Annotated in this window: 18 protein-coding genes; 12 read left to right on the top strand and 6 right to left on the bottom strand. The window is 23.8% G+C overall.

The window, feature by feature from the left end; genetic code table 4:
* The first annotated feature begins 97 nt into the window (after nucleotides 1-97).
* Complete coding sequence (locus SPIRDC1_RS02435) at nucleotides 98-1,336, top strand: IS256 family transposase (protein ID WP_174479940.1); 1,239 nt, start codon at nucleotides 98-100, stop codon at nucleotides 1,334-1,336.
* A 48-nt stretch (nucleotides 1,337-1,384) separates the two neighbouring features.
* Here SPIRDC1_RS02435 and SPIRDC1_RS02430 read toward each other — a convergent pair whose 3' ends face one another.
* Both SPIRDC1_RS02430 and SPIRDC1_RS02425 read right to left on the bottom strand, forming a co-directional pair.
* Entirely contained in the window at nucleotides 1,385-2,290 is a 906-nt protein-coding gene (locus SPIRDC1_RS02430) for a hypothetical protein (RefSeq protein ID WP_174480374.1), read from the bottom strand.
* 235 nt (nucleotides 2,291-2,525) lie between these two features.
* Nucleotides 2,526-3,179, bottom strand: a complete 654-nt coding sequence (locus tag SPIRDC1_RS02425) for a hypothetical protein (protein WP_174480373.1) — start codon at nucleotides 3,177-3,179, stop codon at nucleotides 2,526-2,528.
* 136 nt (nucleotides 3,180-3,315) lie between these two features.
* Here SPIRDC1_RS02425 and SPIRDC1_RS02420 point away from each other — a divergent pair, with 136 nt between their 5' ends.
* The 3 genes from SPIRDC1_RS02420 (at nucleotide 3,316) to SPIRDC1_RS02410 (ending at nucleotide 6,090) form a co-directional block, all read left to right on the top strand.
* Nucleotides 3,316-4,590 (top strand): hemolysin family protein, encoded by a 1,275-nt coding sequence (locus SPIRDC1_RS02420; RefSeq protein WP_174480372.1) that lies wholly within the window; start codon nucleotides 3,316-3,318, stop codon nucleotides 4,588-4,590.
* A 75-nt stretch (nucleotides 4,591-4,665) separates the two neighbouring features.
* Nucleotides 4,666-5,736 (top strand): hypothetical protein, encoded by a 1,071-nt coding sequence (locus SPIRDC1_RS02415; RefSeq protein ID WP_174480371.1) that lies wholly within the window; start codon nucleotides 4,666-4,668, stop codon nucleotides 5,734-5,736.
* A 93-nt stretch (nucleotides 5,737-5,829) separates the two neighbouring features.
* Nucleotides 5,830-6,090 (top strand): hypothetical protein, encoded by a 261-nt coding sequence (locus tag SPIRDC1_RS02410; RefSeq protein ID WP_174480370.1) that lies wholly within the window; start codon nucleotides 5,830-5,832, stop codon nucleotides 6,088-6,090.
* Nucleotides 6,091-6,296: 206 nt separating this feature from the next.
* Here SPIRDC1_RS02410 and SPIRDC1_RS02405 read toward each other — a convergent pair whose 3' ends face one another.
* The gene (locus SPIRDC1_RS02405) at nucleotides 6,297-7,379 is read right to left on the bottom strand and encodes an Mbov_0401 family ICE element transposase-like protein (protein ID WP_368668550.1); all 1,083 of its coding nucleotides are present in this window, start codon (nucleotides 7,377-7,379) and stop codon (nucleotides 6,297-6,299) included.
* 165 nt (nucleotides 7,380-7,544) lie between these two features.
* Between SPIRDC1_RS02405 and SPIRDC1_RS02400 the strand changes: the two genes are divergently transcribed.
* From SPIRDC1_RS02400 to SPIRDC1_RS02390, 3 genes are all read left to right on the top strand, one after another.
* Nucleotides 7,545-8,468, top strand: coding sequence for a rolling circle replication-associated protein (locus SPIRDC1_RS02400; RefSeq protein ID WP_174480368.1), 924 nt, complete (start codon nucleotides 7,545-7,547; stop codon nucleotides 8,466-8,468).
* 96 nt (nucleotides 8,469-8,564) lie between these two features.
* On the top strand, nucleotides 8,565-9,071 hold the full coding sequence (locus SPIRDC1_RS02395) for a hypothetical protein (protein WP_174480367.1): 507 nt from the start codon (nucleotides 8,565-8,567) through the stop codon (nucleotides 9,069-9,071).
* Between the two features lie 400 nt (nucleotides 9,072-9,471).
* The gene (locus SPIRDC1_RS02390; protein WP_174480366.1) at nucleotides 9,472-9,747 is read left to right on the top strand and encodes a hypothetical protein; all 276 of its coding nucleotides are present in this window, start codon (nucleotides 9,472-9,474) and stop codon (nucleotides 9,745-9,747) included.
* 193 nt (nucleotides 9,748-9,940) lie between these two features.
* Here the strand turns inward: SPIRDC1_RS02390 and SPIRDC1_RS02385 are convergent, their stop codons facing one another.
* A complete protein-coding gene (locus SPIRDC1_RS02385; protein WP_174479968.1) occupies nucleotides 9,941-10,936 on the bottom strand; it encodes an IS3 family transposase in 996 nt (331 codons plus the stop codon).
* A 480-nt stretch (nucleotides 10,937-11,416) separates the two neighbouring features.
* Between SPIRDC1_RS02385 and SPIRDC1_RS02380 the strand changes: the two genes are divergently transcribed.
* The 5 genes from SPIRDC1_RS02380 (at nucleotide 11,417) to SPIRDC1_RS02360 (ending at nucleotide 14,031) form a co-directional block, all read left to right on the top strand.
* Nucleotides 11,417-11,875, top strand: coding sequence for a hypothetical protein (locus tag SPIRDC1_RS02380; protein WP_174480365.1), 459 nt, complete (start codon nucleotides 11,417-11,419; stop codon nucleotides 11,873-11,875).
* A gap of 1 nt (nucleotide 11,876) precedes the next feature.
* Nucleotides 11,877-12,110 carry a hypothetical protein gene (locus tag SPIRDC1_RS02375; RefSeq protein WP_174480364.1) on the top strand — a complete coding sequence of 78 codons (234 nt, stop codon included), beginning with the start codon at nucleotides 11,877-11,879 and terminating at the stop codon, nucleotides 12,108-12,110.
* Between the two features lies 1 nt (nucleotide 12,111).
* Nucleotides 12,112-12,318, top strand: a complete 207-nt coding sequence (locus SPIRDC1_RS02370; RefSeq protein ID WP_174480363.1) for a hypothetical protein — start codon at nucleotides 12,112-12,114, stop codon at nucleotides 12,316-12,318.
* Between the two features lie 134 nt (nucleotides 12,319-12,452).
* A complete protein-coding gene (locus SPIRDC1_RS02365) occupies nucleotides 12,453-13,691 on the top strand; it encodes an IS256 family transposase (protein ID WP_174479940.1) in 1,239 nt (412 codons plus the stop codon).
* 46 nt (nucleotides 13,692-13,737) lie between these two features.
* Nucleotides 13,738-14,031 carry an ABC transporter permease gene (locus tag SPIRDC1_RS02360; RefSeq protein ID WP_368668549.1) on the top strand — a complete coding sequence of 98 codons (294 nt, stop codon included), beginning with the start codon at nucleotides 13,738-13,740 and terminating at the stop codon, nucleotides 14,029-14,031.
* A 64-nt stretch (nucleotides 14,032-14,095) separates the two neighbouring features.
* On the opposite strand, the gene SPIRDC1_RS02355 is transcribed toward SPIRDC1_RS02360, so the two are convergent.
* Complete coding sequence (locus tag SPIRDC1_RS02355) at nucleotides 14,096-15,547, bottom strand: hypothetical protein (protein ID WP_174480361.1); 1,452 nt, start codon at nucleotides 15,545-15,547, stop codon at nucleotides 14,096-14,098.
* A 36-nt stretch (nucleotides 15,548-15,583) separates the two neighbouring features.
* Nucleotides 15,584-16,504 (bottom strand): DNA polymerase III subunit delta, encoded by a 921-nt coding sequence (gene holA / locus SPIRDC1_RS02350; protein WP_174480360.1) that lies wholly within the window; start codon nucleotides 16,502-16,504, stop codon nucleotides 15,584-15,586.
* Between the last annotated feature and the right edge of the window lie 167 nt (nucleotides 16,505-16,671).

Here is a 16,671-nt window from a genome sequence, read left to right as displayed (position 1 = left end):
AAGGGAATGTTTAGTAATCTGTGTGACTTACAAAAATAACTATGTTTAATTAATTCTAGTAAATATAATTTATATATCTAGAAAGAGTGAGTTACAGATGGCTAAAAAAGATAATCTTAATAACAATGATCCAATATCAAAAGCAGTAGATTTATTATTAGAAAATACTGAGGATTTAACAACAGTTTTTAAAGAGGGAGGCTTATATAAAGAATTAACTAAACGATTGGTAGAAAAAATGTTGAATTCTGAGATGCAAAATTATTTAGGACACGAAAGAAATCAACGCAGTAATAATGACAATGTTCGTAATGGTACAACATCAAAAAAATTAATAACTCAACAAGGTAAAATTGAAATTGATGTACCAAGAGATCGCAATAGTAATTTTGAACCAGTAATAATCACAAAAAGACAGAGAAGATTTGATGGTTTTGATCAACAAGTTCTTTCACTATATGCAAAAGGTATGACTTTATCAGATATTAGAATGCAGTTGCAAGAGTTATATGATGGCGCAGATATTAGCGAAAGCGTAATTAGTCAAATTACTGATGATGTCATTGATGATGTCAAAGCATGGCAAAATCGTCCATTAGATAGTGTTTATCCAATCATTTATTTTGATTGTATCGTAGTTAAAGTACGTCAGGATAAACGTATTATTAACAAATCAGTTTATATAGCTTTAGGAGTTGATTTAGAAGGTAAAAAAGATGTTTTAGGTTTATGAATTAGTGAAAATGAAGGTGCTAAATTCTGATTAAATAATTTTACAGAAATGAAAAATCGAGGCTTAAATGATATTCTTATTGCTTGTAGTGATAATTTAACAGGCATGTCAGAGGCAATACAATCAGTTTATCCTAAAACTGAACATCAATTATGCATAGTTCATCAAATTAGAAATAGCTTAAAATATGTTTCATACAAACATCGAAAGTCTCTAGTTATCGATTTAAAGCCAATTTATACAGCATGTAGTGAAGAACAAGCAATGCAAGCTTTAGAATCATTTGAAAGTAAATGAAATAAACAATATCCACAAATTGCTAAATCTTGATATAAAAATTGAGAAAATTTAATGGTTTTTATTAGTTATCCAGCAGAAATTAAAAGGGTAATTTATACTACAAATGCTATTGAATCTGTTAATAGCCAATTACGAAAAGTTATTAGAAATAAAAAAGTTTTTCCTAATGATATGGCAGTTTTTAAAATTTTTTACTTAGCAATTGAAAATATCACAAAAAAATGAACATTGCCTATTCAAAATTGAAATACAGCAATTGCTCATTTTATGATAAAATTTGAAGACAGAATTAATCTGAACTAGTACTTTGTAAAACAAAGAAACACAGATTACTAAAAAGCCTCTCTTTTTTTACATTTTTGATAAATTTGGCTTAAATTCAGTTGTTGTTGATTGATTTTGCGAATCCATAGTGTTAATTTTTGCGATTACTTGTTTTGGTCAAAATACTTCTTTTTGTTTTTCTGTAAAGCATTCAATTTGTTCGGTTGTGAGTGCTTGTATTTGTTCTTTAGTGAGTGTTTTAATTTGTTGGTTTGTGAGTGCTTGTATTTGTTCACTTGCAAAATTTTGTATTTGTTCTTTGGTAAATGCTTGTACTTGTACTTTAGTAAATCATAGAATTTGTTCGGTTGTGAGTGCTTGTATTTGTTCTTTTGTTAGTACTTGTATTTGTTCTGTTGTAAAAGCAGAGATTTGTCAAAATGTAAATTGTTCAATTTGATGTGGCATTAATGCTGGTATTTGTTCTTTTGTGAGTGATTCTATTTGTTGAATTGTAAAACTTTGTATTTGTTCTTTTGTAAAAGCAGAGATTTGTCAAAATGTAAATTGTTCAATTTGATGTGGCATTAATGCTGGTATTTGTTCTTTTGTGACTGATTCTATTTGTTGAATTGTAAAACTTTGTATTTGTTCTGCTGTAAATGCTTGTATTTGTCAATTTGTTAATCAATTAAGTTGTTTTGTTGATAATTTTTGTATTTGTTCTGTTGTGAGTGTTGAGACTAATATATTTGTGCTTCTTTTTTTCTGTCTGTTTTTGAATTTAGTTGTTGTTAATGGCGTTGTTATTTGTTGTCTTAACTTTCTTCTTCATTCTTGTGATTTTAAAAAAATTTGATATGTTTGTTCAACTTTATTTTTGTGTTCTTGAGTAGAATTTTTTCAAGTAATATTTTTTATATTAGTAGGATCTGTACTGTTAGTATTAAAAGTTACTAATTCACTGGTATTATTAATAAGTAAATTATTCATTTTAGATACCTCTTTTTAACTATAAAACTCATTACTTTTTTTAAAGTAATGAGTTAGAAATGTTTAGAATTATTGTTATTTTTACTAAATCTGCTTATCTACTAAAATTTTAGCACCTTATAAATAAAAATACAATAAAAAAAAAACACGCATTTTAGTTATATCAATTTATAAAAAATGGAATAATAAATATTAAGAAATAAAAAAGTAAAAGAAGATAATTATATATCTTCTTTTAAAAATTATATAGTTTTTTAGCAGCAGTTTTTAATAGATTACCTGTGATTAAAGCTGTTAATTGATCAAAAAACTGATTTGGATCATCAATAGTTCCTCATTCTTGACCAACAGTTATTAGTTTTCCTTTATTAACAATAAAAACAATTGGTAAAGCTTTAAATGCTCTTTTTTTATCAACAGGATTTTGAATTCCCTTGACACCTGAATCAGCAACAGGTGCTGAACTATTATCAGAAATTTTATGATCAAGTAGTCAATGATAAATTTGTTGTTGTCAACTAATTTTTTTATCATTTCAAAATTGGTTAACAATATCACTACTAGGGTTGGCATAAGGAGATTTTTCATAAATTTTAATATCAATAGTTCCATTAGTAGTAACACTGTTTATTTCAGTTTTCTTTTCTGTTAATCAGTTATCTCATTTACTTGGTACATTATTATTTTTGATTTGCATTGTGTGTAAACCGTCAATAATTTGCTTAGAAAGTGGATTATCAGCAGCACCAAGTATGCCAAAAAAAGCATGCCCACTATTAACATCACTAATAAATTCTTGATATTTTGAATCATCTGTACAAGCACTAACTTGTAAACTAGTTGTTGTGCCTATTATTAAGGCTGCTATTAGTCCAAATTTTTTACGCATTTATTTTCATCACCTTCAATATAATATCATAAAGTTATATGAGTAATAAATTAATAATTAAATATAACGTACTAAGTATACTATGTTATAATCTTAATAACAATATAAAAATCAAAAGGAGTAGTTTTTTTTCTATATGGACAGTAATTGGTATATTTATTTAATAATATTGCTAGTTTTATTATTTTTAAGTGGTTTTTATTCATCTGCTGAAACATCATTAACTTCTTTAAATGTTATAAGAATTAAATCTATTGGTAAATTACTTAGTAAGAAAAGTCGTCGTGCTAATATTGTATTTAAGTTAGTTAAAAATTATAATGTAACTTTAACAACAATTTTACTTGGTAACACAGTAATTAATGTTGGAATTGGTACTTTAAGTACCATATTATTTATTGATTCTTTTCATGTTTCTCCTACTTATGGTCCTTTAATATCAACTTTAGTTTCAGCAATTGTTGTTTTAATTATTGGTGAAATTATACCTAAAAGTGTTGCAAAATTACATCCTGAGACAATAGCTTTAAATTATGCATATATTTTGTATATTCTTAATATTATTTTTTATCCAATAACTTTTATTGTTACTTTATTTCAATTTAAAAGTAAAAAACCAACAAGTTCTGAACAAGAACTTATTGAATTGATTTCAATAATTGAAAGAGAAGGAGTTCTTGAAAAAGCAGAACGTGATTTAATTGAATCTGCAATTAAATTTGATGAAAAATCAGTTTTTCAAGCTATGCATCCCAAAAGTAAAATTAAATATATTTATGATGATACGCCACCTAAAGTTATTAAACATCTATATTTAGAAGAAAAATATAGTAGAATTCCTGTTTTAGATCATGTTAATCAAAATGTAATTGGTATTTTAAATATTAAAGAATTTATTATTAATATGTTAGAAAATGAAAATCCAGATTTATTACAATTAATGTTACCAGCAATTTTTATTTCTAAGCGTACTAAGTTAAATGAAGCATTGGAAATTTTACAAACCGAAAGAATGCATATGGCTATTGTCTGCAATAATAAAGATAAAAAAGATTTTAATGGTATTATTACACTTGAAGATATTCTTGAAGAATTAGTTGGTGAAATTTATGATGAAACTGATGAAATTGGATTGATACAAGAAATAGGAACACATAAGTTTCGTGTTGATGGTTCTTCAAAACTTGAAGTATTATTTAAACGTTATTTAAAAAGAAAACCTCCGAATTATAATAAACAAACTGTCCAAGAATGATATATGTTCAAAACAAAAGTAAAGAAAGTAAGGAAAAATAGTCCACTTTTAAAATTTCGAAATTTTTCATTTAAAGTTATAAAAGTTCGCAAAGAATTTGCTGTTTTTGAAGTTGAAATTTTTACTAATAAAAAAATTAAAAATAAATGAGAATAGTTAGTGCAGGATTTTTATTTAAATGCTACAATGTAAAATCATAATTATAATTATGATATGAAGGGGAGGTTAATTATGAAAAAAGGTATTAAATTAGTAACTATGATTGCAGCATTAAATCTTGTAGCAGTTAATGGTTTAATGTTAACGTTTTCTCCAGACACTGATCATTATGTCTATTTAAATAAGCATGATGCTAATGCTAGTTTATTAAAATGAAAACTTTCACCAGAAGATGCAAAGATGGTAAAAAAATATGAATATAAAATCCATCAAATGGCAAGTAAAGAAAGTATTGATGAATTTAATAACTTGTATGATAATAATAAAAGTGATGTAATTTGAAGTAATTATGATAGTTTACAATATGATTTAACTCATACTAAAATTGGTGGTAAAACCATTGATGTTAATTGAGTTGAAATGTATAAAAAAGCTGGTTTAAATAATGAACAATTACAATTAGCAGAGCAACAACAATTACGTTTTTATAATATTTTTGCTAAAGTTTTTCATAAAAACACTGTTATTAAACTAATTCAAAAAGTAGCACCAGTTGCTGTAAGTGATAGCACAGTAGCATGAACTGCTTTTAATTCAAAAGCTGATAATCAACGTATGGGTTATGGTCCTGAATTTGCAAATATTAATTTAATTGATCAACAATTTCAAGAGGGATTTTGATCTTCAGATCAAATAATTAGTGTTACAACTCACGAATATGGTCATGCTTTAAGTAATTTTATTGGTTTAAGTGCTGATGAAAGAAATTCATTTAATGCTAATTGAAAGTGACCAGATAGCAGTTATAGTGATGTTAATACTAATATGACATCAGTTTCTCATAAACTAACTGTTAACAATGATAACAAACAAATTTATGATCGTACTTGATATTTAATTGATTATTTAGGTCAACAAGCAAAATTAACTAATATTAAGCAAAAATTATTATTTGGTTTAATAACAGTTAATAGTAATTATGGTCGTAGTGCCTGATTTAATGGTAAATATAATATAAATCTTGATGATGAATTTTTTGCCGAAAGTTTTGCTAGATGAATTTTAACACCTCAGAATCAGCGTGATTGAGGATGAGAATTAGAAAATAGTTTTTTCTTACATTATTTACCAACGGTTTTATAACATTTTACTAGTTAAAAAGGAGAAATAATTCTCCTTTTTTATTATTTGGTATAATAAATTTAAGTAAAAGAATTGAGGAAAGTAGGTAATTTTATGTTTGGCAAAAATATCCATGATCATGAATCACAGCAAAATAGTTGTTTAAAATGTCAGTATGAAAAACTTTTTAAAACAGGTAAAACATTATTTGATGAATGAGATAAACAACCACCAGCACCTGCTCAATTACTTAAAATAAAAAAACAATTAAATGAATTAAAAATTAAAATTGAAGAACAAAAAAATGATTCGGAATTAAAGTTTTGTGCCAATCACCCAGAAATTTTTGACTTCTTGCCTTTAGAAGTTTTATAGTTTTTTGTATTAATAGTATGGACGAATTAATATAACGGATAGATTTTCTAAATTCAAACAATAAAACTAGCAAATCTAAATATTTGTTAATTAAATTATACCATAAATTTTAAAAATGTTAAAAAATATAATTACAAAATTACATTTAAACAACACAAAAATTCTAATCTTAAAATTAGAAATAAAAAATATTAAATTGTATTATTTTAAGCACTATTAATATAATTTCTACTATTTAAATAATTGGCTCTAGCCATTAACATATTAATTAATGTTGGATAAGCATATATTTTTGCACCTTTTGTTTGAGATTTAACTAAATGTTGAATATCACTTTCAGCACTACAGCCAATATTTCAATCAGCAGGTTGATTAATAATACCTTCTTTATTATTTTCAAAAATCCTTAAAGTTTCTTTATTTACTTTAGTTTCAATTAAAAATGCTATTAATTCATAATATTGACCATTACAAAAATATTTTCAAGACTTTAAAAAGTTTTTTAAATTTTCTGGATTAACTTTATTTTTTCTTTTATCAGGTTTATATGCAGTTCATAAATAATAAAAAGCATGATATTTATCTAATACATAATAAGCACCTAAATATTTTGCTAAATTATATATTCATCCAGCACCATCTCCAGAAACTACTAATTTAGCATTTTCAAATTCATAATATTTTTTTAATCCATTTCAAGTAAAATCAACTGTTGGATTTGCTTGTAAATAATCTTCTTTAGGACTATATTTATAATCACCCATAAAAGTATAAATTTTATTTGATAACTTATTTCTATTTTTACCTATTTGTTTTTTACCAGTATTGTAACTAATACTACGAATTTTTTGCATTTCTCTTTTATGATTTTTATTTCAAACAGGAACATAACAATCATCAGCATTAATATAAATATATTCACTATTTTTAACTTTAAATTTTTGTTCTGGTAATTTTTCTTGCACTTTTGCATTTTTATGAATTTTACTAATTGTTACTTTTGAAACATAACTGTATTTTAAAATATCTTGTATATCTTGATAATGTTTCTTTCTTCCAATATATGATATTATTTCTTCTTTTAATCAACTAATAATTTTTGCTCTTTTTTCAATATTAAACTCTTCATAAACTGGATAATAATATTCTTTCTTTAATTTATCTCAATAAACTCTTTGATTAAAAATCATTTTACCAAATTCAAAAATAATACTACGATTACATTTTTTAGCAACTTTATATCTATCTTTATCTCTATTTTGAAAAAAATATTCATCAAAAGCATGGATTTTATTAACATGATTTGTTATAATTCTATTAAGTTAAGTATCATTTTTGTTACTATCATTAATTTTTATTAATGATATTTTTTTATGTTATAATTCTTTATAAGATTTATATTTATTTATAAATTATTTAATTTTATTAAAAATTCTTTCGCGAGATCATTATAAATGAATATTTCATATAATTTTTATGTTAAAAAAATTTTTTATGCTTGTTATGTTAAAAATGTTGTTTTACCTATTGATATCATTAGAAATGATAGAAATAAATTAGGTATAAAGAATATTGGTAATATTACTAAATTAAGAAATAATAATGTTCGTACTAAGTCTAAATTAATTCAAAAAGCATTACATAATTTTTATAATGCAAGAGTTTTAAGTTTTTTAACTTTAACTTATCACAAAAATGAAACTGATATTAGAAAAGCAAAAAAAGATATTCGTTTATTTTTTATTTTGTTAAAACGTTGATGAAATGACCCTAAACGTTCTAAATATTTAGGTGAATTGAAACATTTTTATGTTTATGAATATCAAGACCGTGGTGCAGTTCATTTTCATATATTATTTAATCGTAAAATACCTTATTCTATGATACGTCAATGATGACCACATGCTGGAAATGCTAAGGGTATTGATTTAAGAGTTGTTCATAAAGGAACTAATGAGTTTGTAGTTAAGTATTTAAGTAAATATGTAACAAAAGTACAAGAAAATATTAAATCATTAAATCAAAAAGATGTTGGTATTCAAGCATATTCTTTTAGTAGAAATTGTAAAAATCCGCTTGTAGTTCGTGGAACTAAAATGTTGAGTTTACAAGAATTAGTACAAGCATGTGAAAAAGCGAAAGAATTTTATTTATTTAAAAGTAAACCAAATGAGCAAGGTGTTACTAAATTAATTGGTGGAAGTTATGATTATGTTGCTAATAGTGATTATTTTAAAGATTTTCAACATTATATAAATTTAGATAGTTTAAGATTTAGGTATTGATTAAAAAATAAGTTTAATAAAAATGATGTTTTAGATTTTCTTTATAAAGTTTTTGATAAAAGTAAAATTGAAAAAATATTTTTAAACAAATAATTTTTTTATTAAATCTTTTTTCTTGTATTTTTTTATAAAGTATTACTATTTTAATAACTTAAAAAGTTTAAAAAAATATGGGGAGGTTATTATTTTATGAAAAAAATTATAAATTTATTAAGAATTATTATGATTTCTTCAACTATAAATTCAACTTTAATTAATAATAAAAATTCTAAAGTAATAAATATATCGCAAAATATGTTACAGCAAAATATAAAAGAAAGTAATGATATTTTATTTGAAAAAGATTATCGGTTTTTAGCACATGATTGATTAAAAGTAAAAATTAGTAATCAAATTTTTGAAAAAGATTTTAAAGAATTTTATTTTGATAATATAAAACATAAATCAGAAATAAAAAATCATTTTTTTGAAATTATTAATAATTTTCCTAGATTAGATAATACTAGTTCTGGTGGAAGTATAACTGAAAATGATATTTTTACATTTGTAAATGTAATTATTAATAACTTTGAGGAAATAATTAAATTTTATAATGATTTTTTACATAATTATCCAGACACTGGTTTAATAATTGTAACTAATACTATTCGCTCATGAGATAAAAATGATAATATGGGAATATTTAAACAAACATAAATATAAATAAATACTTGATTTTTTTCATTAATTTTAAATTTATTCAATTAATATATACTATATTTGTATTTTATTATATTTTTGTTATACTTTATTTATAGTAAGTATTATTGTTTTTCGCGAAAGGAATAATAGTACTTACTTTTTTATTTTGATTATTATTATTGTTATTTTTTAAAAATTTGTTAGTATTAATACATAAGTTTATATTTTTTTAGATTAGTTTTTAAATGATATTTAACTTATTTGAATTGGTAACAATTCCTTTCGCGGGATAGTTAAATATTAATATTAGAAACTTTTTTATTAGATTAATTTTATTTGTAATTTAATTACTTAATTGTTTCCAATTCTTTTATTATTTTTTTATTAAAATTTATAGAAAAGATTGGCAATTTTTATGTTTAAAACTCAATTAGTTAATATTGAAAAAGATAAGATGATACCCGATAAAAATAATCAAGGTAAGTTTTTAAATTTTGATGTTTTAACTTTTTTAGAAATTAATAAACAAACAAATATACCTACTGGTAAAGTAAGAGATAAATGGTATAATCCAACAGTTGTTAATGACTTTTCAAAATATTTACATAAATTAAATTTAAAAATTGGTAATTATTATAATTTAGTTTTGGATTTATCCGGTACTATTGTAGATATTACTGAATGAAAATAATAATGTATAAATTAAAAATTAAATAAGGGGCTTATATATGGATTATATATTTTTCATTAAGCCCCAATGGATTAGATTATAATTCATATACAAGCTCCTTATTAGTATATAAAGTAAGGAGTTTTATTTATGCCTAATGAATTAGAACAGGGTGGTTAGCCCTAAATACTGGACCACTTTTGGATAGACAGTTTTAAATTTTTATTTGTGAAATTGGTGGTTTTAGAAATTTAGAATGTATTCTTTCGTAATTATAAAACATAATATATTGGTTTACATCATTTATAGCTTCATTGAGAGAAAAATATTGATTTGAACCTTTAGGTAGTCATTCTTGAGATAAATGAGAAAATCAGTTTTCAGATATTACATTGCCACCAATATCATAAGGTTGTTTTTTGCTTAAAATTATTTGCTTATCAGCAGCTCAATTTGTGATGTCTTGACAATAAAATTCGTTGGCGTTATCTGAGTGTAAAATAACGTTTTTTACTTGGTTTCAAGAGAATTGTTGATTTATTTTTTCAAGTGCAGGAAGGATTAAATCTTGATAGGATTTGTTTGAACATGTATTATAGCTTACAATATTATTTGAATAAAAATCAATAATTACAAAAAGATATAATCAACCTTCTTTAGTATTTATTTGTTTAGTGTCCATTGATCAAATTTGATTTGAAGAGGTTGTACTTTTATAATCTTTGTTTACTTTATCCATTGTAGGTATTCACTTATTTGGATTTTTTTTGTTTTTAGGATAGTTATTTTTAGTTTGTTTTAATCCTTGAAGATTGTGATCTTTCATAATTTTTCGCATTTGTTTTGTTGATAATTCTAGATTTAAAATAATATGTTTGTATTGTTTTAATCATTCTTTAAATGCTGAAAAAATTCGTAAATAGCCATAAATTTGTCCTTTTCTTGTAAAATGAAATTCAAGTAAAAGTTGGCATAATTCTTGATATTTATGTGTACAATTACTAATTTGATTTTTTTCTTTTTTAATAGGGTTTTGTTTGTTTTTTACAAAATAATATGTTGATCGGTTTAGTTGAAGATGTTGGCAAAGATATCTAATTGAATATTGGTTTTTGCTATCATCAATAATTTGAATTTTTTGTTTGATATTTAACTTGTTAATTACTAATGCTATTTGTTTAATTTTATCCATTATTAAAAATCCTTTCATGTCAAAATTAGTGTTAATTGTATAACACAATTGTTTTTCGAATACATTCAAGTTTTTTTTAAATTAATGGTCTAGTAAAAAGGGCTAAGTAGCCAGACTAGTAATTATACTTTGACTAAAATATTAAGAACTGGATTAAGTCCTTTAAGTGCTATGGTTGGCGTAAGTGCTTATTATGGTTAATATTTAAAAGACCCAATATTAGGTTCTATTAATTCATTATTATTTAGTAAAAAGTTAGGAATTGATATATGGAATATTAATCAAAGACCTACTACTAGAAATAAAGTTATTAATAGTTATAAAAAGATATTTTTAGGTTTAGGAAAAATTGGTTTAATAAATTATGCTAAGTTTGTTCAGTATGTAGATAAGTCAGTTTCTTTATTAAGAGATGAACCTTGTTTTTGACCACCATGTCCAACTGAATCCCCAAGACCAATATATCCGCCGTTTACAACCGTTAAACCGATAATTGATGTGCCTTTTGTAGATTGAGATACTTATATATCTTTAAATAGTTTTGGTATAGCAAATGTTATTAGTGGTTTAACTGAATTAATACCTAATAGGTTTCAAAATATAAGAAAGATAGCAAATGTGTGTATTGGTGGATGTTTGATTAGTAGTGGTGTTGCTATGGGTATTAATAATGATTTTAATAATTATTTTGCTATTGCTACGATTATTGCCGGAGCAAGTGAGATTATAAATCAGTTATTATTGCCTTTTGGAAATACTAATAATGTTGTTCAAATGCAAGAAGTATTTACTGATGAAAGAGCAAGATTAATTAATGCTAGTGTTAGTGATTATCAAAGTACAGATGACAGTATGGTTGATATTGATTTAAATGATGATAGTATGTCTGAGATTAATTTAGATAGAACAAGTTTAAATTGGGATTATTCTTATGCTTATACGTTAGGTGGTGTTTAAAATGGATTTTAAGGAGATTATAAAATATGTTTTATATATTGGTGGGTTTTGTCTTATACTTTGATTTTGTCGTAATTGAATACATGAGGGTATACAGAAATTCAAACATAAAAAATATGTAAAGGAAAAAGAAAATGACCCTGATTGTACTTTTTGTCGTAAAGATTTTGAAAAGAAGAAACGTAAATTAGAAATGGAAAAACAACAAAAAGAATTAGAGAAAGGGGGTGATTAATATGCCCGCTGGATTATCAGCATTATTAAATATGATTGGTGGTGTTGGCCAACAATTATTAAATGCTTTTACTTATATTTTTGGTTGAGTATTTACAACTGGCGATGGTGGTACACTTACAAATTGACCGGTGTTAATTTCAATTGTATTTATGGTATTAGTGTTTATCAAACAATTTGTGGGACATATTATTCATGGAACACATTAGTAATTAGAAAGGAGTAAGTAAATGGTAAAGTTATTTTTTGGGAATGTTTAGTAATCTGTGTGACTTACAAAAATAACTATGTTTAATTAATTCTAGTAAATATAATTTATATATCTAGAAAGAGTGAGTTACAGATGGCTAAAAAAGATAATCTTAATAACAATGATCCAATATCAAAAGCAGTAGATTTATTATTAGAAAATACTGAGGATTTAACAACAGTTTTTAAAGAGGGAGGCTTATATAAAGAATTAACTAAACGATTGGTAGAAAAAATGTTGAATTCTGAGATGCAAAATTATTTAGGACACGAAAGAAATCAACGCAGTAATAATGACAATGTTCGTAATGGTACAACATCAAAAAAATTAATAACTCAACAAGGTAAAATTGAAATTGATGTACCAAGAGATCGCAATAGTAATTTTGAACCAGTAATAATCACAAAAAGACAGAGAAGATTTGATGGTTTTGATCAACAAGTTCTTTCACTATATGCAAAAGGTATGACTTTATCAGATATTAGAATGCAGTTGCAAGAGTTATATGATGGCGCAGATATTAGCGAAAGCGTAATTAGTCAAATTACTGATGATGTCATTGATGATGTCAAAGCATGGCAAAATCGTCCATTAGATAGTGTTTATCCAATCATTTATTTTGATTGTATCGTAGTTAAAGTACGTCAGGATAAACGTATTATTAACAAATCAGTTTATATAGCTTTAGGAGTTGATTTAGAAGGTAAAAAAGATGTTTTAGGTTTATGAATTAGTGAAAATGAAGGTGCTAAATTCTGATTAAATAATTTTACAGAAATGAAAAATCGAGGCTTAAATGATATTCTTATTGCTTGTAGTGATAATTTAACAGGCATGTCAGAGGCAATACAATCAGTTTATCCTAAAACTGAACATCAATTATGCATAGTTCATCAAATTAGAAATAGCTTAAAATATGTTTCATACAAACATCGAAAGTCTCTAGTTATCGATTTAAAGCCAATTTATACAGCATGTAGTGAAGAACAAGCAATGCAAGCTTTAGAATCATTTGAAAGTAAATGAAATAAACAATATCCACAAATTGCTAAATCTTGATATAAAAATTGAGAAAATTTAATGGTTTTTATTAGTTATCCAGCAGAAATTAAAAGGGTAATTTATACTACAAATGCTATTGAATCTGTTAATAGCCAATTACGAAAAGTTATTAGAAATAAAAAAGTTTTTCCTAATGATATGGCAGTTTTTAAAATTTTTTACTTAGCAATTGAAAATATCACAAAAAAATGAACATTGCCTATTCAAAATTGAAATACAGCAATTGCTCATTTTATGATAAAATTTGAAGACAGAATTAATCTGAACTAGTACTTTGCAAAACAAAGAAACACAGATTACTAAAAAGCCTCCATCAATGGGTTTAGGAATGTTATTGGCCTCAATTTTCAAATCAGTAACTGCTTTAGTTGCAGCATCAAATGTAATTTATTTTCCAGTTGCACTTTTAAGTGGGGTATTTTTCCCAGCTGAGTTAATTAATAGTAGTCCTGTTTTAAAATACGCAACTTACTTTAATCCATTTATTCAAGCTTGAAGTGGAACAAGTTTTACTTTTACAACAACTTATGGAATATATCTAGTAGTTGCGCTTGGATTGATTGGTATTTACACAATAGTTGCAAGTTCAAAATTACGTTGACAAGCATAAGATATTAAATCTAATAATTAAAAATAATAAAATTAAAAAGGACTTTTAGTCCTTTTTAATTTTATTATTTAAATAAATCACTATTACGTCAAAATTTATGATCTTTTGTGTCTTTTTTATTATCATTATCTAAACTATCATCAAAAAGTGATGGATCGATTTCATAGGGCTTACCACTTAAAGCATTATTAATAGCATTTTGATATTCCGAATTGGCTCTCATAATTTTATTACGATCAATTTTTGGATTAAGAATAGCAATAACTAGTATAATAGCAATTGGTAAAATTGCTGATGCTGCTGTAATATATGTTAATATTTGAAAAGCTTTAAAAGTTGCTAATCCTTTTAATCAAGGTAAAGCATTAGGATTAATTTCATCACCTTTATCTAAAAAAGAAGTAAATGTTCTTTTTAATGAATCATCTGTTGTCATATAAATTAAATTTGAAATTGTATAAATTATTCAAAAAATTAAAATAACTATTAAAAAATATGATGTTCGATATAAATCACGACCTAATTTTGGTGGTTTTAAAATTGAATATAAAAAACCTCCATTTAGAACTATTGTTGTGACAATAGTGAAAACTATAGTTTTTGATTGTTGTGCAAAATTATAATAGTCAGGCGCACTATTTTCTTTAATCGGAAAAGTACCTACTATAAAATAAGTTAGTATATAAGTAGCTATTGCTAGCACTGTTGTTAATAAGAAAAAAGCTGATAATATTTTCTTTAAAAGTGGAATATATTTTGGTTTATTCATATACGGGTAAAATTTAGGATTTGTGGCGGGATGTTGCGGTAATACACCTAACTTCGCTAAATTTGCTAAACTATTATTATCAAGATTATTAATATTTAAATTATTACCTAGATTTCCAATGTCACCAATATTAGGATTATCTTTATCAACATTATTATCAACATTCTGATTATTTGGAGTAAAACTTGGCTTAACCTCAGTAGCATCATCACTAAAATTATTTAATGCAGTAATTTGATCATTTAATTCATTAAAAGTATTATTATCAAACTGTCTTATTCGTTCAAGACTTTCTTTTTCCACAGTCTTACAAATATTAGTAATTGTAACTATTAATAAATTACGCTCTTCAAGAATTTCAATACGATTTTTAGAAGAACTTTTAGTAATACTCAAACTACGATTTACCAAATTAGAAATTAACTGCAAAAATTCTATTGCATACTTTTTATCTTTTAATTCTTTTAGTTCTTTTTCAAGAAAAAATAAATTAGAAATTTGTAATTCTAAAATTTTTAAAAGTTCTTCATTAGCAAAAATAGATTTTCTAACAATTAAATTATTTAAACTGTTATATATAGTACTTGATATTTCATAGTATAATGCAACATTTAAATCTTCTTCTGAGTACACTTTTTCGGCTTTTTTCTTTGTAACTCTTTTTACTTTTGGTTTAACCAATGTAATGTCACTATTTTCTTCTACTAACTTTTTTTCTGTAATATCAGTATTTTTATTACTTTTCATTATATGTATCACCTCTTGAGTTTAAAACATCTATAATTATATACTAAATATTCAAAAAAAAAATAAATCAATTGCAATATTTTTATTAAACTTTCCTTTTTTGATATTGTAATCTAATTCATATAATTTTAACAAAATATTATTAATATTTAAATTAATATTTAAATATTGTTCTAATATTTTTACTTGAAACTTAGAAATATTTAATATATTGGAAATATCTTCATTACTTTTTTTTTGTTTAACTAAAATTTTGATATCTCTAATTAATTCTAATTGATATACAAGAATATTAATCAATTTAATTTTATCATAATTAATAACATTATAATAGTTATATTGTGTTCAAAAATTGTTATAATCTTTTTTTAATATATATTCAACAGTTTTAAAAATATTTGTTTCAAAATATTTAGGAACCACCTCAATAATAATATCTAAAGTTATTTTCTTTCCAATTAATCTTAATTTTGATAACTCATTTAAAATAATACTGACATCATTTGGCAAGTATTCTAAAAGAAAATTAGTTGCTTCTTGAGTAATGTTAATTTTAAAATTATTGCAAACTTTATTAATTAATAACAATAATTGTGATTTTGTATAATTTTTAATTTTGATAATATTAAATTGTTGAAATTCTCTACTAATTTTAAAATCAACATTTAAACTTTTAATAATTATCATTGTTTTTTGATTATGATTAAGCAAAGCATTAACAAATTTTTTTTCTTTAATATATTTTTGTCATAAATTACTGATATCATTAATTACGATTACTTTATTTTCTTCAAATATAGTCATAATTTGAATTTCATTAATAATATTAACAATTGTATCCTCTTGTAATTCATATAGATTATAATAATAATTTTCTTCTTTATGATTTTTTTTAATTAATTGTTCAATATTTTTTCTTACTAAATACTCATCTTGACCATGAACAATATAAACCATGTTTCCAACCTCACAAAATTATTAATATATTTTATGTTAATGTTATAATATCATAATGTTTCATATATAATTACACTTTTATTTTTTCCTCAATAATAAACTTTTTTTAAGATTATTCAGTGTTTCAATATTTGGAAAATACTTTCGTTTTTGATAATATTCCAAAT

The organism is Spiroplasma endosymbiont of Danaus chrysippus (assembly GCF_902809815.1).
Taxonomy (GTDB): Bacteria; Bacillota_I; Bacilli_A; order Mycoplasmatales; family VBWQ01; genus Spiroplasma_E.
Note: the sequence above shows the minus strand (reverse complement) of the source record. Positions and strands in the feature narration are given on the sequence as shown.